The sequence below is a fragment of the Kordiimonas sp. genome (assembly GCF_048264555.1).
Taxonomy (GTDB): Bacteria; Pseudomonadota; Alphaproteobacteria; order Sphingomonadales; family Kordiimonadaceae; genus Kordiimonas.
Genome location: NZ_JBLXCX010000001.1, coordinates 474,309 through 500,491, shown reverse-complemented (window position 1 = coordinate 500,491; position 26,183 = coordinate 474,309). Strand labels below are relative to the sequence as shown.

29 protein-coding genes are annotated in these 26,183 nt (G+C 57.0%); 21 read left to right on the top strand and 8 right to left on the bottom strand.

What is annotated here, in order from left to right; all coding sequences use genetic code 11:
- Positions 1-981: a hypothetical protein gene (locus ACN0XZ_RS02430; protein ID WP_417456117.1), complete on the bottom strand. Its 981-nt coding sequence runs from the start codon at positions 979-981 to the stop codon at positions 1-3.
- Complete coding sequence (locus ACN0XZ_RS02425; RefSeq protein ID WP_417456116.1) at positions 956-1,525, bottom strand: ankyrin repeat domain-containing protein; 570 nt, start codon at positions 1,523-1,525, stop codon at positions 956-958. Before ACN0XZ_RS02425 ends, ACN0XZ_RS02430 begins: the two co-directional genes overlap by 26 nt.
- 152 nt (positions 1,526-1,677) lie before the next feature.
- On the opposite strand from ACN0XZ_RS02425, the gene ACN0XZ_RS02420 reads away from it, so the two are divergent.
- From ACN0XZ_RS02420 to ACN0XZ_RS02405, 4 genes are read left to right on the top strand one after another with little or no spacing between them, the layout of a single operon-like run.
- Positions 1,678-2,271 (top strand): SCO family protein, encoded by a 594-nt coding sequence (locus tag ACN0XZ_RS02420; protein WP_417456115.1) that lies wholly within the window; start codon positions 1,678-1,680, stop codon positions 2,269-2,271.
- The gene (locus ACN0XZ_RS02415) at positions 2,271-2,699 is read left to right on the top strand and encodes a YcgN family cysteine cluster protein (protein ID WP_417456114.1); all 429 of its coding nucleotides are present in this window, start codon (positions 2,271-2,273) and stop codon (positions 2,697-2,699) included. The genes ACN0XZ_RS02420 and ACN0XZ_RS02415 overlap by 1 nt, the downstream gene beginning before the upstream one ends.
- A 37-nt stretch (positions 2,700-2,736) precedes the next feature.
- Positions 2,737-3,363: a hypothetical protein gene (locus tag ACN0XZ_RS02410; RefSeq protein WP_417456113.1), complete on the top strand. Its 627-nt coding sequence runs from the start codon at positions 2,737-2,739 to the stop codon at positions 3,361-3,363.
- Positions 3,360-4,064: a M48 family metallopeptidase gene (locus tag ACN0XZ_RS02405; protein ID WP_417456112.1), complete on the top strand. Its 705-nt coding sequence runs from the start codon at positions 3,360-3,362 to the stop codon at positions 4,062-4,064. The genes ACN0XZ_RS02410 and ACN0XZ_RS02405 overlap by 4 nt, the downstream gene beginning before the upstream one ends.
- Before the next feature lies 1 nt (position 4,065).
- On the opposite strand, the gene ACN0XZ_RS02400 is transcribed toward ACN0XZ_RS02405, so the two are convergent.
- From ACN0XZ_RS02400 to ACN0XZ_RS02390, 3 genes are all read right to left on the bottom strand, one after another.
- Positions 4,066-4,470 carry a group III truncated hemoglobin gene (locus ACN0XZ_RS02400; RefSeq protein ID WP_417456111.1) on the bottom strand — a complete coding sequence of 135 codons (405 nt, stop codon included), beginning with the start codon at positions 4,468-4,470 and terminating at the stop codon, positions 4,066-4,068.
- Between the two features lie 226 nt (positions 4,471-4,696).
- Positions 4,697-5,092, bottom strand: coding sequence for a DUF1801 domain-containing protein (locus tag ACN0XZ_RS02395; protein WP_417456110.1), 396 nt, complete (start codon positions 5,090-5,092; stop codon positions 4,697-4,699).
- 10 nt (positions 5,093-5,102) lie between these two features.
- The gene (locus ACN0XZ_RS02390) at positions 5,103-7,112 is read right to left on the bottom strand and encodes a transglycosylase domain-containing protein (protein ID WP_417456109.1); all 2,010 of its coding nucleotides are present in this window, start codon (positions 7,110-7,112) and stop codon (positions 5,103-5,105) included.
- A gap of 151 nt (positions 7,113-7,263) precedes the next feature.
- Here ACN0XZ_RS02390 and ACN0XZ_RS02385 point away from each other — a divergent pair, with 151 nt between their 5' ends.
- Complete coding sequence (locus ACN0XZ_RS02385; protein ID WP_417456108.1) at positions 7,264-7,824, top strand: TetR/AcrR family transcriptional regulator; 561 nt, start codon at positions 7,264-7,266, stop codon at positions 7,822-7,824.
- A 20-nt stretch (positions 7,825-7,844) separates the two neighbouring features.
- On the opposite strand, the gene ACN0XZ_RS02380 is transcribed toward ACN0XZ_RS02385, so the two are convergent.
- Positions 7,845-8,327, bottom strand: coding sequence for a GNAT family N-acetyltransferase (locus ACN0XZ_RS02380; RefSeq protein WP_417456107.1), 483 nt, complete (start codon positions 8,325-8,327; stop codon positions 7,845-7,847).
- Positions 8,328-8,405: 78 nt separating this feature from the next.
- Between ACN0XZ_RS02380 and ACN0XZ_RS02375 the strand changes: the two genes are divergently transcribed.
- Positions 8,406-8,969: a NifU family protein gene (locus ACN0XZ_RS02375; RefSeq protein WP_417456106.1), complete on the top strand. Its 564-nt coding sequence runs from the start codon at positions 8,406-8,408 to the stop codon at positions 8,967-8,969.
- A gap of 21 nt (positions 8,970-8,990) precedes the next feature.
- Here ACN0XZ_RS02375 and ACN0XZ_RS02370 read toward each other — a convergent pair whose 3' ends face one another.
- A complete protein-coding gene (locus tag ACN0XZ_RS02370; RefSeq protein WP_417456105.1) occupies positions 8,991-10,058 on the bottom strand; it encodes a polysaccharide deacetylase family protein in 1,068 nt (355 codons plus the stop codon).
- Positions 10,059-10,175: 117 nt separating this feature from the next.
- Between ACN0XZ_RS02370 and tsaB the strand changes: the two genes are divergently transcribed.
- Both tsaB and rimI read left to right on the top strand, forming a co-directional pair.
- Positions 10,176-10,841, top strand: a complete 666-nt coding sequence (tsaB, locus tag ACN0XZ_RS02365; protein ID WP_417456104.1) for a tRNA (adenosine(37)-N6)-threonylcarbamoyltransferase complex dimerization subunit type 1 TsaB — start codon at positions 10,176-10,178, stop codon at positions 10,839-10,841.
- Positions 10,842-10,853: 12 nt separating this feature from the next.
- A complete protein-coding gene (gene rimI, locus ACN0XZ_RS02360; protein WP_417456103.1) occupies positions 10,854-11,381 on the top strand; it encodes a ribosomal protein S18-alanine N-acetyltransferase in 528 nt (175 codons plus the stop codon).
- Positions 11,382-11,394: 13 nt separating this feature from the next.
- Here the strand turns inward: rimI and ACN0XZ_RS02355 are convergent, their stop codons facing one another.
- Positions 11,395-11,694, bottom strand: coding sequence for a sulfurtransferase TusA family protein (locus tag ACN0XZ_RS02355; protein ID WP_417456102.1), 300 nt, complete (start codon positions 11,692-11,694; stop codon positions 11,395-11,397).
- A gap of 110 nt (positions 11,695-11,804) precedes the next feature.
- Here ACN0XZ_RS02355 and ACN0XZ_RS02350 point away from each other — a divergent pair, with 110 nt between their 5' ends.
- From ACN0XZ_RS02350 to infB, 13 genes are all read left to right on the top strand, one after another.
- Positions 11,805-12,215 (top strand): MucR family transcriptional regulator, encoded by a 411-nt coding sequence (locus ACN0XZ_RS02350; RefSeq protein ID WP_417456101.1) that lies wholly within the window; start codon positions 11,805-11,807, stop codon positions 12,213-12,215.
- A gap of 135 nt (positions 12,216-12,350) precedes the next feature.
- Entirely contained in the window at positions 12,351-12,776 is a 426-nt protein-coding gene (locus ACN0XZ_RS02345; RefSeq protein WP_417456100.1) for a Fur family transcriptional regulator, read from the top strand.
- A gap of 46 nt (positions 12,777-12,822) precedes the next feature.
- Complete coding sequence (locus ACN0XZ_RS02340) at positions 12,823-13,743, top strand: lysophospholipid acyltransferase family protein (RefSeq protein ID WP_417456099.1); 921 nt, start codon at positions 12,823-12,825, stop codon at positions 13,741-13,743.
- A gap of 185 nt (positions 13,744-13,928) precedes the next feature.
- Positions 13,929-15,332, top strand: coding sequence for a tRNA (N6-isopentenyl adenosine(37)-C2)-methylthiotransferase MiaB (miaB, locus tag ACN0XZ_RS02335; RefSeq protein WP_417456098.1), 1,404 nt, complete (start codon positions 13,929-13,931; stop codon positions 15,330-15,332).
- A 41-nt stretch (positions 15,333-15,373) separates the two neighbouring features.
- Positions 15,374-16,420, top strand: a complete 1,047-nt coding sequence (locus ACN0XZ_RS02330) for a PhoH family protein (RefSeq protein WP_417456097.1) — start codon at positions 15,374-15,376, stop codon at positions 16,418-16,420.
- A gap of 57 nt (positions 16,421-16,477) precedes the next feature.
- Complete coding sequence (ybeY, locus tag ACN0XZ_RS02325; protein WP_417456642.1) at positions 16,478-17,011, top strand: rRNA maturation RNase YbeY; 534 nt, start codon at positions 16,478-16,480, stop codon at positions 17,009-17,011.
- Complete coding sequence (locus ACN0XZ_RS02320; RefSeq protein ID WP_417456096.1) at positions 17,004-17,915, top strand: hemolysin family protein; 912 nt, start codon at positions 17,004-17,006, stop codon at positions 17,913-17,915. The genes ybeY and ACN0XZ_RS02320 overlap by 8 nt, the downstream gene beginning before the upstream one ends.
- Complete coding sequence (gene lnt, locus ACN0XZ_RS02315) at positions 17,902-19,518, top strand: apolipoprotein N-acyltransferase (protein WP_417456095.1); 1,617 nt, start codon at positions 17,902-17,904, stop codon at positions 19,516-19,518. Before ACN0XZ_RS02320 ends, lnt begins: the two co-directional genes overlap by 14 nt.
- Before the next feature lie 69 nt (positions 19,519-19,587).
- On the top strand, positions 19,588-20,310 hold the full coding sequence (gene trmB, locus ACN0XZ_RS02310) for a tRNA (guanine(46)-N(7))-methyltransferase TrmB (RefSeq protein ID WP_417456094.1): 723 nt from the start codon (positions 19,588-19,590) through the stop codon (positions 20,308-20,310).
- A 305-nt stretch (positions 20,311-20,615) separates the two neighbouring features.
- Positions 20,616-21,137, top strand: a complete 522-nt coding sequence (gene rimP / locus ACN0XZ_RS02305; RefSeq protein ID WP_417456093.1) for a ribosome maturation factor RimP — start codon at positions 20,616-20,618, stop codon at positions 21,135-21,137.
- Positions 21,138-21,215: 78 nt separating this feature from the next.
- A complete protein-coding gene (nusA, locus tag ACN0XZ_RS02300; protein WP_417456092.1) occupies positions 21,216-22,859 on the top strand; it encodes a transcription termination factor NusA in 1,644 nt (547 codons plus the stop codon).
- 9 nt (positions 22,860-22,868) lie between these two features.
- Positions 22,869-23,525, top strand: a complete 657-nt coding sequence (locus tag ACN0XZ_RS02295; RefSeq protein WP_417456091.1) for a DUF448 domain-containing protein — start codon at positions 22,869-22,871, stop codon at positions 23,523-23,525.
- Between the two features lies 1 nt (position 23,526).
- The gene (gene infB, locus ACN0XZ_RS02290; RefSeq protein WP_417456090.1) at positions 23,527-26,148 is read left to right on the top strand and encodes a translation initiation factor IF-2; all 2,622 of its coding nucleotides are present in this window, start codon (positions 23,527-23,529) and stop codon (positions 26,146-26,148) included.
- The last annotated feature ends 35 nt before the right edge of the window (positions 26,149-26,183 follow it).

Here is a 26,183-nt window from a genome sequence, read left to right as displayed (position 1 = left end):
CTAGTTTTTTGCCAGAAGGATCAACATGGCCAGCATGATCATCATCAATACCATCCATGCGCCAGAAGCCAGCAGGAACCTAGTGGTCTGGCGGGTGTCGCTGCCTTCAAGTCTTGCGCGTCCGTCCTTGGGCCCTAACCAGCGCTTTGCTTTATCTGCGCCGCTTCCGTCAAACCGGAAAGCATAGCCAAGGCCGTATGCCACAATTGAGAGCGGAATGATCCGCGACAAAATGCCACGAAGCCCACCTTCGCGCGTGCTTTCTGCAATGGGTCCTCGCGCTGCACCCAGTTTGGTGCCTGGCACAAGAATGGGCGCAAGCGCAAAACAGAGGCTGGTCAGGATCGCTCCCGGCAGCGCCATCAGATCGTACAGCAGCGTGAATGGGCGGGTGAACGACCCTTTTGGCCAGGCGGCGCTTGTGGGGTTAACACCGTCAACCGCAACAGAGAAAAGCCGGAAGGGGAGCAGCAGGGCAAAACCACCCAGCGTGAAGAGTATCATGTTGCCCCCCCAGTCCCGCGCGACATTGAGCACTATCTGGGCGTTGCCCGTTCTAAGGGCCGCATGCATGCCCGCGTTTTGCGTGCGTGCGGTCTCAATGGTTTCTTCCCACACCCCCCTGAGGTTGATAGACCGCGCAAGCAGAAGGGCGGCAAGCGGCGGGCCAAAAGGCTCAAACATCATCAGGGTGTTGAGAAGCGCGCCCAAGTAAACGGTGATGGGGGCAAGCACAATGAGGGTGAGAAACCCGCGCAGCTTCAGGGCGCCGGGGCTTCGATTGGCGCGGTCCAGCCGCTTTTTGATGAAGGTGAAAGGGTGGCTTATCAGGCTATCTGTGCTGGGCAGGCGGCCAAGGATGGTTTTGCCGCCCAGCACCAATTCAACAAGAAGGCCAAGGCTGAACAGAAGCAGCCAATCGGCATTTGCAGTTAAGAATGTGCCAACCAGCTCGTTAATAAGTCGCCCCCGCGTCCTCAAGCGCCCGCACCATGCGGCGGTTCCTGTTCAGTTTAGCATATTCGAGCGCTGTCTTGCCGGTGAGGTCCTGCACATTGGGGTCAGCGCCCGCTTCGAGAAGCATTTCAACCGCCTTGAACTTGCGGCTGCGTACCGCTTTGATCAGCGGTGTTTCCTGCGCGATATCCGCCCGGTTTGGGTCTGCCTTGTAGCTGAGAAGCAGCTGGATCATCGCGGTATCGCCTGCAACAGCACGTTTCATCAGCGCGGTTTCACCCCGGTTGCGGTCTGCGAGGTCCGGGTTGGCGTGATAATCAAGCAAGAGCTTCATCATTGCCATATTGCCCCTCTCAGCGGCAATCAGAATGGCCGGGATGCTGTCACTGCGGCGGCGGGTATCGGGGGAGGTACCTTTTGAAAGCAGATCAGTTGCTTTGTTGATGTCGTCCTCCTCAACCGCTTTCAGCAGGTCATACTGCGGGTTGATTGCCATTGACGGGGCCGTCACAGCAGTGACCCCCATAAACAGGCAGACAAGCATCAGGGCGCGTTTGATCGCAAACATCAGGAACTCCATTTTCAATTATTTGTCATCATCTTGGGCGATATGCCGCATCTAGGTGACATATGCTTTTCATATTTCTATAACAACACGTCGATCACAAGGGCAAAGGGAGTAGATTCTCCCTGGCGGCGATCAATTTATGGAGATGTGGCATGAAAGTGATACGTATAGTGGCCTGGGCAGCCGTCGCGGCGGTTGCGATTTTTATGCTCGCGCAGAAGTTCACCTCGAGTAAAGACGTGGGTGCCGCCCTTGGGGGTGAATTTACGCTCACGGCGCACACGGGCGAACGCATGAGCAACACGGATTTCCGCGGCAAATACATGCTCATATACTTTGGCTACAGCTTCTGCCCGGATGTGTGCCCGCTTGAGCTGGCGAAAATGACGCGGGCCCTGCAACTTCTTGAGGATGAAGGCTATGACACCACGCCCTTGCAGCCGCTTTTCATCACCGTTGACCCCGAGCGGGACACGGTCGAGGCGCTGAATGACTATGTGACGGATTTTCACCCGCGCCTGATCGCGCTCACTGGCACGATGGAAGAAATTACGGATGTTGCGCAAAAATACCGTGTATATTTCAAGAAGCGTGTGCAAGAAGGCGTTGATGGTTACCTGATGGACCACCAATCCTTCATTTTTGTGATGGGCCCGGATGGTGAATACCAGAGCCTGTTTTCCGCGCGGGATAACCCGGAAGACATGGCAAACGCGCTGAAACCGGTGGTGAAACGAGCAAACTGATGCCTTTCTGGAAAGAGAAAAAGCTGCACGAGATGACCCGTGAAGAGTGGGAAAGCCTGTGTGACGGCTGCGGTAAATGCTGCCTGCACAAGCTTGAAGACGAAGACACGGGTGAAATTCACTATACAGACATCGCGTGCCGCTTTCTCGACCCCGATACCACAGCCTGCAGCAAATATATGGTGCGCCAACGCTATGTCGGGAACTGCGTGGTGATGAGCCCTGATCTCCTTGATAAACTGCCGTGGATGCCTTCAACATGTGCTTATCGGCTCCTATATGAAGGAAAAGACCTGTATGATTGGCACCCGCTTATCTCTGGTTCGCGCGAAAGCGTGCATGAGGCGGGGCACTCGGTAAAAGGTCGTGCCGTGGACGAGCGGGTTGCCGGGGACTATGAAGACCATCTGGTAGACTGGCCCGCCTGACAGGCAAGCTTTGGCGCTTTGGCGTGGGGGAATAAATTTGTTCAGCGCATTATTTGTTTCGATCTTCAAGGTTCTGATCCCGGTTGGGATAACCGCTTATCTGCTGATTGGCTGGATGCTGCACGCTGGCAAGATCGAACCCTTCGGCAATAAAAAAGAGCTTGAGGAAAAGCTGAAGGCGCTGAAGAAAGGCCGCAAGGAGCGCAAGGAAAAAGAAACCAACTTTGCTCTCAAGAAATGGATGACCTTTGGCGGAGGCTTCTACGGCACCGCGGCTTTCTATACCTATTTTGTGATTGAGCTTGCAGAAATACTGAGCTTCCTTGGCAAGATCATGCACCCGGAGAATTGGTCGTTTCATATCGGTATCGATCTGATCGTCAACTTCTTCATCAACAGCATCATGAATTTTGTGTCTGCGATCCTGTGGTTCCAATATTGGGAAGTGGGCGGTAACGCTTACATTTGGGTTAATTTCCTGACGGCCTACGCGGGGTATTTCCTTGGCAGCAAGCTCGCGAATATCCATCTGGCGGAAGATGTTGGGCACCCGCAGCTCTGGCGCTGGTGGGGGGACCAGAAAACCAAACATGCGGAATCGAAAGCCAAAGCCCAGGCCGAAGCCAAGACTAAAGCTGGCGCCGGAGGCGGTCGCGAGGGGTGAACGAGCCGCTTCATATCACGCTTTCAGGTGAAGAAGTGCCGGTTCGCGTGCGTCGAAGTGCCCAGGCCAAACGCATGATCCTGCGCATCTGTGATGTCTCCCGCGAGGTGAAGCTCACCCTGCCGAAACGCGCGAGCCTGCGTGCGGCCCGCAAATTTATGGAAAAACATACGGGCTGGCTTGAGGATGCGCGCGCGGCATTACCCCGTGCACCAACGCTTATGGACGGCACCATGTTCAGCTTCCGCGGCGTGCCCCACCGGCTGGTTTTCACCGGGGAGAGCCCCCGCAAGGTAACGCGGGAGGGGGGTGCCATCACCATCGGTGGCCCTAGGGATATGGCGCCCAAGCGCTTGATGTCATGGTTAAAATCGGAAGCACGGGCCCAGCTTAAGCGCTGCGCTGACCATCATGCGGAGATGCTTGGTGTTCGTTTTGACCGGCTCGCCGTTGGGGATATGCGAAGTCGCTGGGGCAGTTGCTCAAGCGCGGGCACGCTCAAGTTTAACTGGCGGCTGATCATGGCGGCGGATGAGGTGCTGGATTATGTGGTGGCGCATGAGGTTTCGCACCTCCGTGAGATGAACCACAGCCCGCGTTTTTGGGCGCATGTTGAAAAACTGAGGCCGGATTACAGGGCCCAGCGCAAGCGACTAAAGGGCGCGGAAGGGCAGGCGCTGATGGCGGTGCGGTTTGAGTGATTTAGCCTGCTGATGCGTGGCTGAGCGCCAGATCCGGCCGGAAGAAAAGCCCCTGCTTGAGGCTATCGGCAATACGGTGCGCTTTCTCCCTCGCATAGGCGGCAAGCTCAGGCGGCAGCACCCGATCTGCGGTCTCGTCAAAAATCTCAAGCCATAGCGGAAAGTGGCTCGCTTCAAGGCCTTCAAGGCGCTTGTGAACAGCGAACGGGTTGCCCTTATAGGCCCGCTCGCCCGCCAAAACGGTCATCCAGAAATCGGTCAGGGTCTCGATATGCTCGTCCCAGTGATCAGCCAGTTTATCCTCAAAAATCGGGCCCAATACCCCATGCGCGCGAATGCCCTGATAGAAGGCTTCAACGAAGGATTTGATCAGGTTTCGGTCCAGATTTCCGGTGATGGCTGTCATGGCTTTTCCTATTATCTAAAAGCTAGCCTATAGATAATAGGCTGGGCAAAATACACAAGCCCCGCGTGCCAATGCGGACGAAATGCCGCATCTGCAAAGCGGAAAAAAGGGCGACCCGCGCCACAGATGTGTGGCGAAAACCCCCATTTCTGTGGCGTAAGTGTGCGCGTTTCTGTGGCGTATGTGTGTCATAAACCGGGTGATGTGCGGCGCGAGTGTGGCGGCTTTACCGCGCCGCATATATCCAGCGGCTAAAAAGATCCGTGAGGGTGCCCGCTTCCGCGTGGATATCGTCCCGACTACCGAGGGTGAGCACACCCCGGTTGGGGGCAGGCCATGTCATCCGGCCGGTGGTGTCTTTAAAATCCACCACCTTGTCGGCGGCACCTTTCGCGCCGCAATGGAAGATCATCTGAATATCACCCTTGGGGGCGAGGCGCATGGTCAGCCGGTCGTCACCATCAATGCAGAAGCTTGGGCCGTTCCATTTGATCTGCTCAGTAATTTCATCGCTGATGCCCAGCACCATATCACGTAACAGATCGATCATCTCACGCTCGGGGTGGGCTCGCCCGTCCAGAAAAGTATCAACGTCGGGGTTCCGGTTTTTTGCCGTCAGCATAGGCGTGTCCTCAAGTGCCAAACAGGCGGCGAAAGAACCCCTTCTTTTTATCGCCGTCTTCATCTTCGCGTTCTTCTTCGTAATCTTTTGCGGCCTTGATGAAAAGGGCGGAATCGGCGAGGAGCGGCCTCACCGGTGCGCCTGCGTGCGCTTCCAGCATGAAATCCCCCCAGATGCGGGCGGGCAAGCCGCCACCGGTGACCCCCTTCATCGGGGTGCCGTCGTCATTGCCGACCCACACGGTTGCCGTCATATCGCTGGTGAACCCTGCAAACACCGCGTCGCGGCTATCCTGTGAGGTGCCGGACTTGCCCGCCGCTGGTCGGTCGATTTTCGCACTCTTGCCGGAGCCCCATTCCACAACGGAGGAAAGCATGCTGGCCATGTCTTCCACCACGGGGTAGGTCAGCACCGCGCGTGGGCTCAAGGGGTTGCGCCGGTATATCACCTGCCCCTCAAGCGTAGTGATCTCAACAATGCCGTAAGGGTCAGCCTCAAACCCTCCGTTCGCAACAGCGGCGTAAGCGCCGGTCAGGTCCACAAGCTTCACTTCTTCGGTGCCGAGCGGCAGGCTCGCGAGCGGCGCCACATGGGTGGTGATGCCAAGACGTTTTGCCATGGCTGCCACCTTGTCACGCCCCACCTCTTCCGCCACCTGCACCGCTACTGTGTTGATGGAGCGCGCAAACGCTTCCCGCACATCCATGTCGCCTGAGAACACACCGGTATAGTTTTTGGGCGACCAGCCATCGATGTTGATCATCTGGTCACGGTAGCGGTCGTTCGGGTCGATCCCGGCCTCAAGGGCTGCAAGGTAGGAAAACAGCTTGAAAGCTGAGCCCGGCTGCCGGAGCGCCTGCACCGCGCGGTTATACTGGCTTTTGCCGTAATCTGCGCCGCCAACCATGGCCCGCACCGCACCGTCATGGTCCATCGCAACAATCGCGCCCTGGCTTGCACCGCGCCGCGCGCCTTCGTCAGCCAAGCCACGGTCCAGCGCCATGGCCGCCGCGCGCTGCACACCGGGGTCAAGCGTTGTGTATATAACAAGCGATTTGCCGCGCGACATGGGGGCAACCCGGTCGGTTTCGCTGAGCACCCAGTCGGTGAAATAGCGCACATCCCGGCCTGAGGCAGCACCCCGAATGGTGGGCGGCTGTGTTTTGATCTTCTCCGCCGCTGCACGGGTGAGCGCGCCCGCGTCCACCATGGTGTTGAGCACAACCCGCGCCCTTTCCCATGCCCCTTCGGGGTTGATGTGCGGGGCAAGGCTGGAGGGGGCTTTCACAAGACCCGCGAGCATGGCACTTTCCGCCACGGAAAGTGTGGTGGCGCTATGGCCAAAAAACTTGCGCGATGCCGCGTCGATGCCATAAGCGCCGCCGCCAAAATACACCCGGTTCAGATAAAGCGTCATGATCTGGTTTTTGGTGAACTTCTGCTCAAGCCAGAAGGCGAGCAAAAGCTCCTGCGCTTTCCGCTTCATGGTGCGTTCGTTCGACAGAAACAGGTTTTTTGCAAGCTGCTGGGTGATGGTACTGCCGCCTGCGCGCACCCGGCCCGCCGCCAGGTTTGAGACAACCGCCCGTCCAAGCCCGCGAACGTCAATGCCCGAATGGCTGAAAAAATGCCGGTCTTCCACGGCCATGAACGCCCGGATCAAGGCTTCCGGCGCTTCGGAATATTGCACCCAGTCGCCATAAATAGGCCCTTGGGTTACAAGGGTGGCGCCGTTTGCGGCCTTGATGACAACGGCTTGGTCACCCGCGCCCGGCGCTGGCGGGTTATCAAGGTTGGGCAGGTCAAGCGCCAGATAGGCAAGCGTGATAAGCCCGATGATAAAACCCCAAACGCCAACCACAGCACCTGCATAAAGGATGCGGCGCAGGCGAGATTTCCCCTTGGGCGGGGTTTGGCTCTCAACCCTCATCTTGGCATTGGCGCGGCCTGAGGCCTTTTTCGCAGGCGCGGTGCTCTTGCCTTGTTTGGGGCTCGCCTTTTTGGTGGGCTTTTTACTCAAGTGGGTTTTATCCTTTTCCTCGCGTTAGCCTCTTTTAGCATGGGCATCAATTAGGGCAAAGTTGGGAAAACAAGAATTTGCGGGCACTCGCAAACAAATCTTTAAACTAACCGAACGATTGGTTAGGATGGCGTGATAGTGGGAGGGCACCATGCCGCGCATTGCAAAGTTTACCCGGTCTGTGATGGCAGACAAGCTGAGCGAAGTTTTCAAGGGCTTCGGCTATGAGGGCGCGAGCCTTTCCCTGCTGGCGGAGGCGGTGGAGCTTTCAAAGGCCAGCCTTTACCATCATTTCCCCGGCGGCAAGGAAGATATCGCGGCGCACGTGCTGGCGCACTCCGGCGCCAAACTGCAACGTCTGGTGCTCGGGCCCCTCAGCGGCAAAGGTGCGGGCGAGGGGCGTGTGAAGGCTTCCCTTGAGGGCACAGCCAAATATTATGACGGCGCGGTGCCGATCTGCCTGATGAACAGCCTGCTTCTGGGTGAGGGGCGCAGCCTTTTTGGCGCGCGCATCAAAGGGGCGGTGGACGCCTGGGCCAAGGGGCTTGGGGCCGCGGCGGCAGACAGCGGCTTCTCCAAGGCGGATGCAGAAAGCTGGGCCACTGAGGCGATTGAGCGCATACAGGGTAGCCTGATCCTTTGCCGGGTGCAGGGGAGCCGGAAACCCCTTGAAGCCTGCCTCAAGCTGTTGGCTGAAGATTTGGCGGACTAGCGGCGGGTGAGGCGCGCGTCCTAGGCCGATGGGCGCAGGTTGCGGTACATCACCAACCGCTCGCTATCACTAAAGCCGAATTTTGCGTAAAAATCCGCGAGGCCCTGGTCGTCGCGCCCGGTAGGGGTGATAACCACAATCACTTCACTGGCTTCTTCAGCTTCGCACCACGCAAGGGCCTGCTCCATGAGCTGGCGTGACAGGCCACACCCGCGATGGTCCGGCACCACATAGAGATCCTCAATTTCTGCGGCGAGGCCAAACTCGACCCCGATGGTAAGCGTGATAGAGACGAAGCCGATAATAGCGGTGCCTTCAAGCGCCAGCACAATATGCGCACGGCTATCATCCAGCATGCGGCCAAGGTTTTCTGTCAGGCGTGCGGGGTCGACCGCCATGCCTTCTTCATCAAAGAAGCGACAAAACAGGGGTGTGAGTTGATCGGTGTCTGACCTCTCAGCCTTGCGAAAGGCGGTTTTGGCCATGGTTTTGTCGTGTGACATAGTGCCCTTTCGCCTCTTGTGACTTGACGGGCAGGCAAAAAAGCACCACATGGAGGCTAAATCAAGAAGGATTTAGTCATGTTTATCGAAACCGAAGCCACGCCAAACCCTGATACGCTGAAATTCCTGCCCGGCCGTACGGTTCTGGAGACAGGCACAGCCAACTTTGCGAGTCCTGAGGGCGCGGAGGCGTCGCCGCTTGCGGAAGCCATGTTCCGGCTCGACGGTGTTGCGGGTGTGTTCCTCGGCTATGACTTTATCACTATCACCAAAGCCACTGAGGTTGAGTGGCAGGACGTGAAGCCGAATGTGCTTGCGGGCCTGATGCAGTTTTTCTCATCCGGCGCGCCGGTGCTTACACACCCCAGCTCAAGCGGTGAAGACCTCGCCGTGGATGAGGACGAAGCCGACGCGGACATCACCAGCCAGATCAAAACCCTGCTGGACGAGAAAATCCGCCCGGCCGTTGCAGGTGATGGCGGCGATATCATCTACCGTGGTTTCAAGGAAGGTGTTGTTTATTTGCAGATGCAGGGCGCGTGCTCTGGCTGCCCAAGCAGCACTATCACGCTCAAGCACGGTATTGAAAACCTGCTGAAATATTATGTGCCGGAAGTGGTGGATGTGCGCGCGGTTGACTAAGCCTCGCGCAAGCTTCGCATCTTAATCCAGTACACCCCCCGGCACATAGAAAAACTGCCCAAGCCAGTACCAGCGGCCCTGGCCTGCTGGCAGGGTGCAGTTGATACGGTTGCGCCCTTTCGGGAAGGGTTCCTTGAAGCGTACCTCGATACGGTTGCCCTCCAGCGTCAGAAGTTCCGCCGGTTTACCAAGATGGCTTGGATAACACGCGAGCGCCGATAGCCCGCGCACGCTATCGTCAACGGTGAAGCCAAAAAGTGGCGGGTTGCGGTCATCCACCAGCACAGGTTCAAGCGGTACAACATCGCTGACCGGCAGCGCCATGGTGCCCGCGATCAGCTTGAAGCGGTCCATCTCGCCGTAGCGTTCGTTCACCGGGAAGCGCGGCAGGCTATAGGGGTCTCCCCATGCGGCGGCGGCACCTGATACTTGCGCGAAGGCGGCTGTAAACCCTTCTTTCTCAATCGCGGTTTTTAGTTCGATATTATATTCGCCGTAAGGATAGGCGAAGAGCGTGGGCACAAAACCAAGCTCTGCTTCAAAGCGCGCACTTGCGGTGCGCACATCTGCCATCGCGGCTTCAAGCCCAGCTTCTATCATATGAAGGTGGGTGGCGGTGTGATGCGCGATCTCAACCCCTTCGCTGTGCAGGCGGCGCACATCATCCCAATCCATATAATTGCTGCTGGGGCTGTCTACCGGCTCGGTGGAGACAAAAAGGGTCATGGGGATGCCCGCCCGCTTAAGGCGCGGCCAGGCGTTATCGGCCACTGATTTATAGGCGTCATCCACCGTGATGGCCACGGTGCGCTCAGGCAGGGCTTCGTTGGCCTTGAGGCGGCGCACAATCTCACCAAGGGGCAGGAAGTTATAGCCGCCTTCCTTGAGTTCCTTGATCTGGGCGTCAAGCTGCTCCAGCCGCACGTTTGTGCTGGGGTAATCATCTTCCCCGAAGCGGTGATACAGGAGGATCGCCGCCGATTGGTCCGCGAGCAGTGCGCCGCCGCTGAAGGTGGCAAAGGCAAGCAGGGCGGCAAAAAGCGCGCGCAGGTGTTTGATTGGCAGTTTCATGGTCGCCCTATTTCTCATCTGAAGCCCTCATTTCATGCCTAGTCTTGCCTTGTTTGATGCAAACTGGCAAGACGGGGCGCGAAGAAGCCGTTTCTTTGATACCCTACCGAGCCTCTTGTGAATGGACCGATAACCATGGCAACTCCCGGCACTATTCTGGCAATCGATACCTGCGAAGGCAGTTGCTCCGCCGCGCTTGTGGTGGGGGAGCGTGTGCTTGCCAAACGCTCTGAAGCCATTGGCCGTGGGCATGCCGAGCGGCTTTTGCCGATGATTGACGAGATGTTTGCGGAAGCGGGTGCCGACTATGGTGATGTGAGCCGTATTGCGGTCACCATCGGCCCTGGCACCTTCACGGGCCTCAGGATCGGGCTTTCGGTCGCGCGCGGGCTTGGGCTCGCGCTTTCAAAACCGGTGGTGGGGCTTGTGAGCTTGCAGGTGCTGGCGGCGCAAGCGGGCGCGCCTGAGGGCGGCCGTGTGCACACGGTGCTGATGGGCCGGGGCGGGCAGGCGTTTTATCAGGCTTTTACCGCGACGGGCGATGCGCTGCCGGAAAGTACTGGTGAGCCGCGCGGCATGGATGCAGCAGACATTCAGGCCGAGATTGACGCGAAGCCGGGCGTAGTGATTGGCAGCGGTGCGGCATTATTTGGTGACGATGCGGCGGTTGCGACCATTGACCCCGTGGTGCTGGCGCACCTTGCCGCCAGCCTTGACCCTGCGGCCTATCCGCCAGAGCCCGCTTATTTCCGGGCGGCAGATGCAGTGAAAGCCAAGGCGCTTTTGCCCATTGAGCAGTAGTGGGCGGATAGCATGACCACCCCTTCCCCTATAGCCCCCGAGATCAGGATGATGGACCTCTCAGGCACAGCGGGTGCCGAGATATGTTCCAAAATTCATAAAGCCGCCTTTGCACCCCTTGATGAAGACGGCTGGAGTGCAGCGGCGATTGCGGAGCTGATGGCTTCATCCGGCGTTCATCTTCTCATGGCACATTTGGTGGCGGGCGAGGATGACGTGCCGGTGGGTTTTGCACTTTACCGCAGTATTGCGGGGGAGGCGGAGCTTATAACGCTTGCCACATTGCCTGAATATCAGGGGCGGGGTGTTGCGCGTGCCTTGATGAAAGAGATGATCTCCCATCTTGAAGGAGGCGGGGCAGAAAAACTGTTTCTTGAGGTGCGGGCGGACAATCTTCGTGCAGTTAAACTGTATTCAGACCTTGGGTTTGAAAAAATCGGTAAAAGATCAAACTATTACAAGACCCGAAGTGGTAGTCATATTGATGCTCTATGTTTGGCTTTGTTTTTGAAAACTGCATGTGATCACAAAGAAATTTAAATAAAAAGCTGGGTTAACTATTTACTTCAATTTTAAGTAGGGTTAACTGTGTTGAACCGTTTGTGGGCGAAGCGTCTGAATTACCGGCTTTGGGGGGCTCCAATTCTGCTTCAACTGATGTGACTTCCAGAACCTTGTGCCCAAGGGACTGGATTGACCGAACAAGCGGCTCGTTTGGTGGTGTATCCTCATAGAGGATGGTTGTGACATCGCCGGGCGAGAGTTTGTCCAGGTGGACTTTGGTTTTGACAAAGGCCATGGGGCAAAAGGCGCCGCGAAGGTCAAGGGGTTGTGAGAGATCTGGCTTGAGCATGCCAAGGGTTCCTGAGTGCATATGTTTGCAGGGTTTATTCAGGTTTTCCTACAGGGAAAACGCAACAAAAGACAAGTTCCAGTTCAAACCTGGTAGCCGGACTGAGGGATATGGAGCAAGATAAAGTAGTGAACGAAGAATTGTTGGCGCTGACGGTGGATATTGTCGCGTCACATGTATCAAACAACGCTGTTGCGGTGGATGAGTTGCCTAATCTGATCCAGCAGGTGTTTGGTACGCTGAAAGGCTTGGGTAGCGATGGCCCTGCCGCAGAGCAACTTCCTGATCCGGCGGTGCCGATCAAAAAGTCGATTACCCCGGATTTCCTGATCTGCCTTGAAGACGGCAAGAAGCTGAAAATGCTGAAGCGTCACCTCAAGACACGGTACGACATGACCCCGGACGACTATCGGGAGCGCTGGAGTTTGCCAGCCGACTATCCGATGGTGGCGCCAAATTACGCCAAACAGCGTCGGGATCTGGCAAAAAAAATCGGCCTTGGACGCGGCAAGAAACGCTGATTTTTCCTGCCTCTTAAAGATTGCGCCGGGCGCGTGGCCAGAATAAGGGCTGCTGCGCCTTGCGCTTGGCTTTTTGCTGTGCCATCTTCCGGACATATTCCCGAATTAGTGAGACTTAAGGAGCGCCTGTAGGTCATGAATATGGATCATCCTAATATTGAAGACCTGTGCTTGCAAAAAGGCATGCGGATGACAGACCAGCGGCGGATTATCGCCAAGGTATTGTCTGAAGCGGACGACCACCCTGATGTGGAAGAGGTCTATCGCCGCTCAACGGCTATCGATTCCGGCATCAGTATCGCAACCGTTTACCGCACTGTGCGCCTTTTTGAAGAAGCGGGCATTCTGGAGCGACATGATTTCCGGGACGGGCGCTCGCGCTATGAGCCAGTGTCTGACGAGCATCATGACCATCTCATCAATGTGGAAACAGGCGAAGTGCTCGAGTTTCACAATGATGAAATAGAAAAGTTGCAAGAAGAGATTGCACGCAAGCTTGGCTACAAACTGGTGGACCACCGGATGGAGCTATATGGCGTGCCGATAAAAGAAGCGAAATAACTGACGCACCGCAGCCTGAGCGGTTGCGGGTTTGCGGAGCAAGGACATGGCGGAGGAATACGGCGGGCTTAGATCCAACCTTGGCGGCGACGGCTGGACCATTTTAGGGATAGCGCGCATCAGCCTTGTTATTGCCACGTCTATTTTCATCCTGCCGGTTCAATTTTTCCTCGTTCGTTTTGCCCGTAAGGCCTGGTGGCCTGTGGCTGGCCTGTGGCACCGCACCATGTGCCGCATCCTTGGTATCCGCGTGAATATCAGCGGTGCGGAGCTTGGGCACAAAGGTCCGGTGCTTTACGCCTGCAACCATATCTCGTGGCTTGATATCATCGTGCTTGGCGGCCATCTTGAGAACGCAAGTTTTATCGCAAAATCAGAAGTGGCGGGCTGGGGTTTCATCGGCACGCTCTGCAAGCTTCATAAAACCATTTTTGTGAACCGGGAACGCCGGTCCGAGAGCGCGCGCCAACGTGATGCCCTGAGCGAGCGCGTGCAGGAAGGCCATAGCCTTATCCTGTTCCCCGAAGGTACATCTACGGACGGCATGCGGGTGGCGCCGTTCAAATCTGCCCTGTTTTCTGTGGCAGAACGGGCGGACGAAGCCAGCCACCATAATCTTGTTATTCAGCCGGTGACGCTTGCTTACACCGAAGTGAACGGCATCCCGCTTGTGCGCTCGCTCAAGCCATGGGTTGCATGGCTTGGTGATGTGGAACTGTTTGGTCACCTGCGCCAGCTGATGGGCCGCGCGCGGGTTGAAGCAGTGATCGAGTTTCATGCGCCGGTAACGCTGGCGGAAGCCGGGTCACGCAAGGCGCTCGCCACCTATTGCGAGGCGGAAGTGCGGCGCGGGCTTGAACGCGCACACCGGGCCGAGCTGAAAATGGGGCCGCAACACGCGGCTTTGCCTGCACCGGGTGAAGAAGGGATCGAAGCACCGGTCGATCTCACTATCGGTACGGCGTAATCAGGCGGCGCGACGCTAAAAGCGTAGCCACAGAGCGGCTCTTTGACCCCGATTTCTCGACCGGATTGTTGACCCGACTTCTTGACTCTGGGGGCTTTAATGCTAGTCTCCGGCACCTTTTTCAGAGAATAGGCCCTGTGGGGCCGGAGTGTGAGCCCGAAACAGTCGGGGCAGGAGCAGGTCGCTTGAGTAAAAAAGTCTTCATCAAAACATACGGCTGCCAGATGAATGTGTATGACAGCAAGCGTATGGCCGATGTTCTCAAACCCCATGGGTATGAGCAGTCCGAGAGCGCGGAAGACGCTGATCTCGTGATTCTCAACACCTGTCACATCCGTGAAAAAGCTGCTGAAAAAGTCTATTCCGAGATTGGCCGCCTGAAGGCGCATAAAGAAGTGCAGGCCGAAAGCGGAAAGAACATGTATATCGCTGTGGCCGGTTGTGTGGCGCAGGCTGAAGGGCCTGAGATGATGAAACGCGCGCCCGCGATTGATATGGTGCTTGGCCCGCAAACCTATCACCGCCTGCCGGATATGCTGAAATCAGCCGAGGAGCAACGCACAGGTGGTCGCCGGTCGGCGCGTGTGCTGGATACGGACTTCCCGGTTGATACCAAATTTGACCACCTGCCCACAGACAGCGATTTTGACGGCCCTGCCGCTTTCCTCACCATTCAGGAAGGCTGCGATAAATTCTGCACCTTCTGTGTGGTGCCATACACCCGCGGCGCGGAATACAGCCGCCCGGTGAAGGATATCGTTGATGAGGCCAAGCGCCTTGTGGCGAAGGGCGTGGTTGAGATCACGCTTCTCGGGCAGAATGTGAATGCTTTCCATGGTGACGACGGCAAGGGCGGCACGGCAACCCTTGGTGCGCTGATATCCGAGCTCGATAAAATCGACGGCCTTGACCGCATCCGCTACACCACATCGCACCCGCGCGATATGGATGACGAGCTGATTTTTGCGCACCGCGATATTGCATCCTGCATGCCCTATTTGCACCTGCCGGTGCAAAGCGGATCAGACCGTATTTTGGATGCCATGAACCGCAAACACACACGGGAAGAATATTTCGGCATCATCGAACGGCTGCGCGCTGCACGGCCTGACCTCGCACTCTCAAGCGATTTTATTGTCGGCTTCCCCGGTGAAACCGATGAAGATTTTGAGGATACGCTCGACCTCGTGCGGCGGGTGAAATATGCGCAAGCCTACAGCTTTAAATATAGCCCGCGCCCCGGCACCCCAGCCTCTGTGAATGAGGATCAGGTGCCGGAAGATGTGAAGTCTGAACGCCTTGCGCGGCTGCAGGCGCTTCTTAACGAGCACCAGCTTGAATTTAATGAAAGCACCCTCGGGCGCGAGATGGACGTGCTTCTTGAGCGTGAAGGCAAGCTTGAGGGCCAGCTTCTGGGCCGCAGCCCCTATTTGCAGTCTGTGCATGTTGATCTCACAAAGCATGACAATGCGCTGGACCTGACGGGCGATAAACCATACAGTAAGTTTATGGGCAAACTGGTCCGGGTACGGATTGTTGAAGCCGGGCCAAACAGTCTTAAAGGGGAACTTGTCAGGGCCCTCAACTAACGGTGTTAGGGCCGGCAAAAAGGAGCCGCAAACTGCACGATATGTATGCCAAGGCCAGCCACGCGCCCAAATCATCGGGCAACCCATCAAACAGCCAACAGGCCACCCGCCGGGTGGTCGAATTCGAAGACAATCGATTAGCCGCCATCGTCTACGGTCAGCATGACAAGAATCTCGCCCGCATAGAGCAGAGATTGGGTGTTGTGCTTATCAACCGTGGTAACCGTGTTGCTATCGAAGGAAGTCATGACCGTGCGGACGTTGCCCGCAGGGTGCTGAATGACCTGTACCGTATGGCCCAAAGCGGGCAGGCGGTGGATATTGGTGAAGTTGACGGTGCTGTACGCATGATGGAAGGCGTTGAGCCCGTGCAGAAAAAAGAGGGCACCATCCCCGCGAAACCGACACAAAGCGGCGGTGATAATGACAGGCTTAAAATCACCACCCGCAACCGGGTTGTGATGCCGCGCTCACCCGGTCAGGCCGATTATATAGCCAATCTCCTCAAGTCCGAGATGGTGTTTGGTGTCGGCCCTGCAGGTACAGGCAAAACCTATCTCGCGGTTGCCATGGCGGTTGCGCGCATGCTGGCAGGTGAGATCGACCGCATTGTGCTCTCGCGCCCCGCGGTGGAGGCGGGTGAAAACCTTGGCTTCCTGCCCGGTGACCTGAGGGACAAGGTGGACCCATACCTGAGGCCGCTTTATGACGCGCTTTATGACATGATGCCCGCCGAGCAGGTTGAAAAACGCATCGCCAGTGGCCAGATCGAGATTGCACCGCTTGCTTATATGCGGGGCCGTACGCTCGCCAATTCATTTGTTATTCTCGATGAAGCACAAAACACCACCCCCATGCAGATGAAAATGTTCCTCACCCGGTTCGGGGAAAATTCCCGCATGGCTATTTGCGGCGATATCACCCAGGTGGATTTGCCGCGCGGCACCCGCTCTGGCCTCAGGAACGCGCTTGATATCCTGCGCGGGGTTGAGGGTATTGCCGTGACCCGCTTCACGCAGCGCGATGTGGTTCGCCATCCACTTGTGGGCCGGATCGTTGAAGCATACGGCGACGAGGACGGGCGTTAAGGCAGGACAATGAACGACGACCCTTCATCTAGTACCGATGGTCGGGAGGCCTCAGGCATGCTTCCCGATCTGACCCTCGATTTCGATCAGCGCGATACCAGCCTTGGTGGCGAGGCTGCTGAGCAGGCCGTTGTTGCGGCGGTTGTTGCAGCACTGCGTGCGTCTGCGCTCAAGGTCGCGGCGCCGATGGACCTCTCGGTCATCATCACAGGCGCAGACGAAAGCCAGGCGCTCAACGCAGAGTATCGCGGCCGGGATTATCCCACCAATGTGCTGTCTTTCCCGGCGACCGAGCCTGAGGATTTGCATGACGCTTTTCAGTTCGCGCTTGCCGGTGGCCCGCCCGTTATGCTGGGGGACATGGTGATCTGTGCCCCTGTGGTGGCGCGCGAAGCAGTTGCGCAAAACAAACCTCTTTTCCATCATTTGGCCCATTTGTCGGTTCATGGGGTTTTACATTTGATGGGTTATGACCATATCGAGAATGACGAGGCGGAGGAAATGGAAGCGCTTGAGCGTGACATTCTTGCGGGGCTTGATATTCCCGACCCCTATGAAGTGACACCTGTGACGGACGAGACCAATGACTGATGAAGGCGTGAAAAACCAGGGTGGTTTCATGCGCTCCCTTAAAGATATGCTTGGTTTTCGCGCAAGCGAAACCAGCCTTCGGGAAAGCCTTGAAGAGGCGCTCGAGGAACACGAAGAAGAAACCCGTGCGCCAGCTCTTGGGCAGGAACAGCGTGAAATGCTGTTCAATGTACTGGAGTATGCGGCCCTGCGGGTGGATGACGTGATGGTGCCGCGCGCGGATATCCTCTCGGTCTCCAATGAGATTTCCTACACAGACCTTGTGCGGACTTTTGCCGACGGCTCCCATTCCCGCATGCCGGTGTACCGTGAAACGCTCGATGAAGTGGTTGGCATGGTGCATGTGAAGGACACGCTGAAGGCGGTGGCTGATGGTCTGGATGCTGACACCTTCAAGGTTGAGAGCATTCAGCGGCCTGTGCTTTTTGTGCCGCCGTCCATGAAGGTGATCGACCTTCTCGCCAAAATGCGGATTGCCCGCACCCATATGGCCATTGTGGTGGACGAATATGGCGGCACGGACGGCCTCGTAACAGTTGAGGATATCGTTGAAGAAATCGTCGGCAAGATTGAAGACGAGCACGATACGATTGAAGATCCCTACCTCATTCCTATTGAGGCAGGGGGCTATGACGCTGACGCCCGTATTGAGATTGACGAGCTTGAAGAAGAGCTGGGCATAGACCTGTTGCCGGAAGAAGACGACGAAGACGTGGACACGCTGGGCGGTCTTGTCTTTACCCTTGCGGGCTGTGTGCCTGAAATCGGCGAGGTGATCTCGCACGAAAGCGGTTACCGGTTTGAAGTGGTGGATGCGGACCCGCGCCGCATCTATAAGGTGCGTATTCATATCCCGGGGCCAGTGCTTGAGAAGGACGAAGCCAGCGACAATGCCGGAAAGTAATCGTGACACCATGGTGACGGGCGCGCCCTTTGCGCGCCTTTTTGATTGGCTGGGCAGCAAAGGCCGTTTTGGCTTGCCGCTCCTTGCCTTTCTCAATGGTGTTTTGCTTTCCCGTGCTTTTGCGCCGGTTAACGTCTGGCCGCTTCTTTTTATCTCCATCCCGCTGATGATCCTGATGATCGACCACGCTCGCTCGCGCTCAGGCGTGTTTGGCATAGGGTGGTGGACAGGCTTTGGTTTTTTCTCAATCGGGTTGAACTGGATCGGGCATTCTTTCACCCAGCAACAGGCCGTGCCGGTTATTCTGGCCCCTGTGGCGATCCTCGCATTGTCGGCCATTCTGTCGCTTTATATTGGGCTCACCTTCTGGGTGACGTGGCGGCTCAAGGCTGAGGGGGCGCTGCGTGTTCTCGTGTTTGCCAGTTGCTGGACGCTTTTTGAGATAACCCGCAGCTATCTTTTTACCGGCTTCCCGTGGCACCTGATTGGCACGGCGTGGGCTGAATGGCTGCCCATGGCGCAGGCCAGCTATTATATTGGCGTATACGGCCTCAGTTTTATCACGCTGCTCGCCGCCGGTAGCCTCGCGCTGGTGGTTGACGGTAATGGCCGCCGGTTCTGGTTCATCTGGCCCGCTGTGGCGGTTGTGTTTATGGCAAGCGTGGCCGCACTCGGATATGGCCGCCTGCTGGGGGCGGAAACCAAATTTCACCTGGCGGTTTCCATGCGCCTCGTGCAGGCCAATGTGCAGCAGCATGAAAAATGGCTCGCGCACCTGATCCCTGACCATTTTGACAAACACCTGAAACTCTCACGCGGGGATGATGAAGACGGTCGTGCGCGCGGCATCCGCCTCCTTATCTGGCCTGAAACCACCGTGCAGCGTGAAACCTTCGACCGGGAAGGCTCCTTGCACCGCTGGCGCATATCAAAGCTTCTGGACTATGGTTCGTTCGCGATTGTGGGTGCGCCGCGGTTTCGCGCGGGCCCAGACAAGGTAGATTTTTACAACAGCCTCTTTGCCATCAACTCAAAGGCTGAGCTTTATGCGCGCTATGACAAAACCCATCTGGTGCCATTTGGCGAATATCTGCCGTTTGAGGAGCTGCTCAATAAAATCGGCATCGCGCAGCTCACCGGTGGCAGCGCCTGGTCAAAAGGCGAGGGCCTTAAAACCCTGAGCCTGCCCGGCGTGCCGTCTTTCTCTCCGCTTATTTGTTATGAGGTGGTTTTCCCCGGCCAGGTGATCGTGAGGGGTGAGCGGCCCGAATGGATTCTCAACATCACCAATGATGGCTGGTTTGGCATGACCGAAGGGCCGTATCAGCATCTGGCGCAGGCACGCCTGCGTGCGATTGAAGAGGGCCTGCCGCTCGTGCGGTCCGCCAGCACCGGCGTCAGCGCGGTGATTGACCCTTACGGCCGCACGGTAACCTCGCTCGGGCTTGGACGGCAGGGTGTGCTTGAAAGCCCCTTACCACGGTCCATTGACGCGCCTACTATGTCATCTTCCCTCAAAGTGGTGCTGGCGGCGATGCTTTGTGCGTTTATCCTGTTTGCGCGGCTTATCTATGTTTGGCGGCAAGACAAGCCGGGCGCCTGATTTCTTTTGCCAAATTTCTTTGCCTGAATTCTTTTGAAAGCCGTGCCCACATCGGCTATAGGGGCCGCCATGACCGACAAGACCGACATAAAACGCGAGTTCCAGATCCCTGAGAAACGCTTCTTTGGCCGCCGCAAGGGCAAGAGCTTTTCGCCGCGCCAGCAGGGGCTGATGGATACGCTACTGCCAAAACTTGATGTGCCTATCCCCGCAGACGGAGAAGGCATGATCGACCTTGATGCGCTTTTTGGCGGCAAGGTTGATGATGTCTGGCTTGAGATCGGCTTTGGCAAGGGTGAGCATCTGGCGTGGCAGGCCGCCAATCACCGCAATGTTGGGGTGATCGGGTGCGAACCATATCTGAACGGCGTGGTTGGCCTTCTGGATCATATTGAACATACAGACACCAGCAACATCCGCATCTATGGTGATGACGCGCGCCATGTGATCTGGAAACTGCCGGATGCCAGCGTGGGCCGCGTGTTCCTCCTTCACCCTGACCCATGGCCCAAATCACGCCACGCGCGCCGCCGGTTTGTGAACAAACACAATCTGGATGACCTCGCGCGTATCATGAAAGACGGGGCTGAACTGCGCATCGGTACCGACCACCCGCTGTACCGGGAATGGACAGCCCTGCAGATGAGCCAGCGCAGCGAGTTTGAGTGGCTGGCGGAAGGGCCGGAAGATTGGCTCGTACGTCCCGACGATTGGCCGGAAACCCGCTATGAGGTAAAGGCCATTGAGGGCAGGGCCACTTATTTCCGTTTCCGTCGCCTGCCGCGCGGCTAAGCCCACACGGCGTATCCTTCCAGAAACGACTCGGGGTATCGGGCCCGGTGGGAAGCACCCTCGCACGCTTCGTGAACACATGGCGGGCAAATGGCTGATTTCGGGCTTGCGAGCAAGGGCACTTAGCTGTATACAGGGCCCGCTTCTCCTAGATGATTGGTCAACTTTCACAGGAGTGGGTTAAAAACCCACTGCCCGCGATAACCCACATCTAGAGCGTTTTGGGCATTGTTTCTGCCGCATAATTGTCAGGAACTTCTGTTACGTGTTGGCCCGGCAGGGAAGTAGACGAAAGGACAGAGTTGGTGAGCGACGCCGCCGATAATATTGCTGCACTGATCGAACCGACCGTATCTGCGCTCGGTTACGAGCTTATTCGGGTGACCTATGGCGGGGGCCGCAAGCCTACGCTTCAGATCATGGCGGAAAAGCCTGATGGCTCCATGGGGGTCGAAGACTGTGCCAAGCTGTCCCGGGAGCTTTCGCTCATTCTTGATGTGGAAGACCCGCTGCCCGGTGAGTACCTCCTTGAGGTCAGTTCACCCGGGATCGATCGGCCGCTAACCCGGCCAAAGGATTTTGAGCGTTGGCTCGGTTTTGAAGCCAAGGTTGAACTTGGCACTCAAATGGATGGCCGGCGCCGCTATCGTGGCCGCATGACATCATTTACTGGTGACATGCTCACGATGGAAACGGACGAAGGTGTGGTGGAACTTGAATTTGGTGAAATCGCCAAAGCCAAGCTCCTGATGACAGACGAACTTCTTGAGGCTGTGCAAAAAAGCGCAGCGGAAAAGAAAAACGAGGCTGAGGCTGCTTCCGAGTAGGCTGAGGTCTGGGATTGAAGTTTTTGCACGGACATCGGGCTTGCCCGGTGCTCATGCCCTGAAAGCGACGGAGTGAAGATGATGGCTGCTGCTGTCAGTGCAAACAGGTTGGAACTGCTGCAAATTGCAGATCTCGTGGCGCGCGAGAAAGCGATCGACAAAGACATCGTGCTTGAAGCGATGGAAGAGGCGATCCAGAAAGCCGCGCGGTCACGCTATGGCGCGGAAAACGAGATCCGGGCGCAGATCGACAAAAACACCGGCGACATCCGTCTTTTCCGGGTTCTTGAGGTTGTTGAAGAGGTTGAAGAGCCAGCGGTTCAGATCAGCCTTGCCGATGCACGGCTTGATAAAGCCGACGCTGAAGTGGGCGATTATCTGGCATCCTCCCTGCCGCCGATGGATTTTGGCCGTATCGCCGCACAAACCGCAAAGCAGGTTATTGTGCAGAAGGTGCGCGATGCCGAGCGTCAGCGCCAGTATGACGAATATAAAGACCGTGTAGGTGAAGTGATCACCGGTGTGGTCAAGCGCGTTGAATATGGCAACGTGATTGTGGACATGGGCCGCGCGGAAGCAATCATGCGCCGCGATCAGGTGATCCCGCGTGAGCATATCCGCCAAAACGAACGTATCCGCGGCTTTATCTATGAAGTTCGCCGTGAAAACCGTGGCCCACAGATTTTCATGTCTCGCACCAAGCCTGATTTCATGGCTGCCCTGTTCGCGCAGGAAGTGCCAGAAATTTATGACGGTATCATCGAGATCCGCTCTGTCGCCCGTGACCCGGGCAGCCGTGCGAAAATCGCCGTACTGTCAAACGACGGTTCCATTGACCCGGTTGGCGCGTGTGTTGGTATGCGTGGCTCCCGTGTGCAGGCCGTTGTAAACGAGCTGCAAGGCGAGAAGATCGATATTATTCCGTGGTCTGGCGATGTGGCGTCCTTCATTGTGAACGCGCTGCAGCCTGCTGAAGTTTCCAAGGTTGTGCTTGACGAAGAACGCTCCCGCGTTGAAGTGGTTGTTCCTGATGACCAGCTTTCGCTTGCGATCGGTCGTCGCGGCCAGAACGTGCGTCTCGCAAGTCAGCTTACCGGCTGGACCATCGACATCATGACCGAGGCGGAAGAAAGCGAACGCCGCCAGGAAGAATTCATGAGCCAGTCCAAGCGTTTTGTTGAAGCGCTCGACGTGGATGATACACTGGCACACCTGCTTGTTGCAGAAGGCTTCACGGAAGTGGAAGAAATCGGGTATGTTGAACCTGAAGAACTTCTGGCTGTGGAAGGCTTTGATGAAGGCCTCGTTGAAGAACTTCAGCGCCGCGCCCGTGATTTCCTCGACGCCGAAGCCCGTGCGGCTGACGAAAAGCGTATCGAGCTTGGCGTACAAGACGACCTTGCTGACGTAGAAGGCCTGACACCACAAATGCTTGTGGCGCTGGGTGAAGCGGAAGTGAAGACGCTTGAAGATTTTGCAGGCTGTGCTGCCGACGAGCTGACAAGCAAAGACGACGGTATTCTGAAAGCCTTCGGCCTCGCTGAAGACGATGCAAGCGACATGATCATGTCTGCGCGTGTTGTGCTTGGCTGGATTTCCGCTGAAGAAGCTTTTGGTCACGGCGAAGAAGCCGAGGCTGACGCGGAAGTGGAAGCAGAAGGCGAAGCCGTAGAAGCAGCGCCAGAAGAAGGTGTCGCTGTTGAGGCTGAGGAGAAGGAGTAATCCTTCGCCATGCGCCGCATGTTTGAGGAGCCGAAGGTGCGCGAACGGCGGTGTATATTAAATCATGAGGTGAAACCGGAGGAAGCTCTGGTTCGCCTCGCCCTAGGCCCGGACGGCATGATTGTGCCGGATGTGGCCGCCCGGTTGCCTGGACGGGGCATGTGGGTAAGCGTTGACGGTGACGCACTTCGCGCTGCCGTCAAGGACGGCAAGCTCGCCAAGGCAGCCAGCCGTTCGCTGAAGGCCACGGTCCGTAAGGAAGCGGTGCCCGAAGATCTGGTCGACCTGATCGACCGGCTTTTGTCGCGGCGCTGTCTGGACAGGCTGGGGCTTGAGAAACGGGCAGGCAATCTGGTGACAGGTTTTGACAAGATCAAAATCGCGCTCACCAAAAAAGGGGCAGGGAAACCGGCGCTCCTGTTTGCCGCCAGCGATGGTGCCGATGATGGGCGCCGAAAGATTAAAGCGGCTGTTGGTACAGATGTACCGGTGGTGTCGCTGTTTGACCGCGAAGTGCTCTCGAAAGCGCTGGGGCGGGAAAATGTGGTTCATGCACTTTTGCTTTCAAGCGGTGGTGCAGAAAAATTGAAGGCCGATATTGGCCGCCTATTGAGTTTACGCGGATATGATCCGCAGACTTGTGAAGCGCAAGGGAACGAAGAGTAATATGAGCGACGAAAAGAAACTGACATTGTCCGGCCGCGGCACTCTTGGGGTAAACAAGGGGGTTGAGACCGGTCAGGTTCGTCAAAGCTTCAGCCACGGGCGCAGCAAGGCAGTTGTTGTCGAGCGTAAGAAAAAGCGTGTCCTGCATAAAGGCGGCGCCGCTGAGACACCTCAGCAGGAAGCCCCAACACAGCGCAAGGCACCAAAAACCTACGTGCCCAAGAAGCCCGCTGGTGATGGCCCACAGAACCTGACAAGCGCAGAGCAGGAAAACCGCATGCGCGTGCTTGAGGAAGCGAAACGCCGCGCTGAAGAAGAAGCGAAAGAGCGTGAGGCTCGCGAAGCGCGTGAAGCGAAAGAAGCGGCAGAGCGTAAGATACGCGAAGCAGCCGAAGAAGCAGCCCGTGATGACGAGGCGGAAGCTCGCAAGCGCGCAGAAGCCGAGATGAAAGCCAAAAAAGAAGCAGAAGCCAAGAAGAAGGCGGCTGCCGAGGCTGAGAAAAAAGTGGCTGATGACCTTGCTGTTCGTGAAAAAGCAGAAGCGGAAGCGAAGAAGAAAGCCGAGCTTGAAGCTCGTGCTGTTCAGCTCAAGAAAGCCAATGAAGCCCGCCAGGCTGGCGGTGGCAATGAGGCCGAAGGCGATGACGACCGCAAGTCACGCGGCAAACGCAAAAAAGGTGGCGCAGCGCCAGCTGCTGAACGCCCAACCCGTGGCCGTGGCCGTGATGACCGCCGTGGTGGCCGCCTGACGATCTCATCCGCCCTTTCCGGCGGTGATGAGCGCCAGCGTTCGCTCGCCGCTTTCAAGCGCGCACAGGCGAAGAAGCGTCAGGCGCATGATGCCAGCGCCAACCAGCCAAAACAGGCGCGCGAGGTGACAATCCCTGAGGCGATTACGGTTCAGGAACTTGCGAACCGGATGGCTGAAAAAGCGACATTTGTGATCAAGACCCTGATGGGTATGGGGGTGATGGCAACCATCAACCAGACCCTTGATCAGGACACGGCTGAGCTTGTTGTGACCGAGATGGGCCACACACCAAAACGTGTGAGCGCAGCAGACGTTGAGATCGGCCTCGTGGGTGAAGATGATCACGAAGGCGATATGGTAACACGTGCGCCGATCGTGACCGTGATGGGCCACGTTGACCACGGTAAAACTTCCCTTCTTGATGCCCTGCGTGAAGCAAACGTTGTGTCTGGTGAAGCAGGCGGTATCACCCAGCATATTGGTGCGTATCAGGTGAGCGTTGGTGACAGCAAAATCACCTTCCTTGATACACCGGGCCACGCCGCGTTTACGCAGATGCGGGCGCGCGGTGCCAGTGCAACGGATATCGTTATCCTCGTTGTGGCCGCCGATGACGGTGTGATGCCGCAAACCATTGAAGCGATCCACCACTCCAAAGCGGCGGGCGTGCCGATTATCGTGGCCATCAACAAGATGGACCGTGAAGGCGCGAACCCTGACCGTGTGCGTAACGAGTTGCTGCAGCACGAAGTGGTGACCGAGAGCTTCTCTGGTGACACGCAGGAAGTTGAAGTATCAGCCAAAACGGGTGCTGGCCTTGACAAACTCAAGGAAGCGATTGCCCTGCAGGCAGAAATTCTGGAGCTGAAAGCCAACCCGAACCGCGAAGCGGAAGGTGTGGTTGTTGAGGCGAAGCTTGATAAAGGCCGCGGCCCGGTTGCCACGGTTCTCGTGCAGCGCGGTACGCTTCGTGTTGGTGACATTTTCGTCGCGGGCCCAGAGTGGGGCCGGGTGCGCGCGCTTGTAAACGACAAGGGTGAGCAGGTATCTGAAGCTGGCCCGAGCCAGCCGGTTGAAGTGCTTGGCCTCAATGGTGCGCCGGGCGCGGGTGACGACTTTGCCGTTGTTGAAAACGAGGCACGTGCACGGGAAGTGACAAGCTACCGTCAGGACATGCAGCGCAAGAAACGCCAGGCGGCTGTTGCGGCACCGAAGACGCTTGAGAGCATCTTTAGCCAGATGAAAGAAAACGAAGGCCTGCAAACCTTTGACGTTGTTGTGAAAGGTGATGTGCAGGGCTCGGTTGAGGCGATTACACAGTCACTGCAGAAAGCTGGTAACGACGACATTCAGTGTCGTGTGATCCACGGTGCTGTGGGTGGTATTACGGAAACGGATATCACGCTTGCACAAGCCTCTGGCGCGCTGGTGATCGGCTTTAACGTACGCCCGAACAAACAGGCACGCGACGCAGCGGAAGCTGAAGGCATCACGATCAAATATTATTCCGTGATCTATGACCTGATTGACGAAGTGAAAGCGGCGATGGCTGGTCAGCTAGGGCCGGAGTTCAAGGAAAACGTTATTGGTCAGGCGGAAATCCGCGAAGCCTTCCAGGCTGGCAAAGCTGGCAAAGCGGCTGGTTGTTTTGTGGTCGAAGGGTCGATCCGCAACGACCTCAAGGCGCGCATCCTTCGTGACGATGTCATCATCTATGAAGGCCAGATCGACAACCTGCGCCGCTTCAAGGACGACGTTAAGGAAGTTCGCGCGGGCCAGGATTGTGGCCTGACGTTCGAGAACTACAACGACTTTAAAGCCGGTGACGTTCTCGAAGTTTACGAACTGCAGGAAATCGAACGCAAGCTTTAGGCCTGCGTTCGGCTTTTCCGCCGCTTAATAAGGTT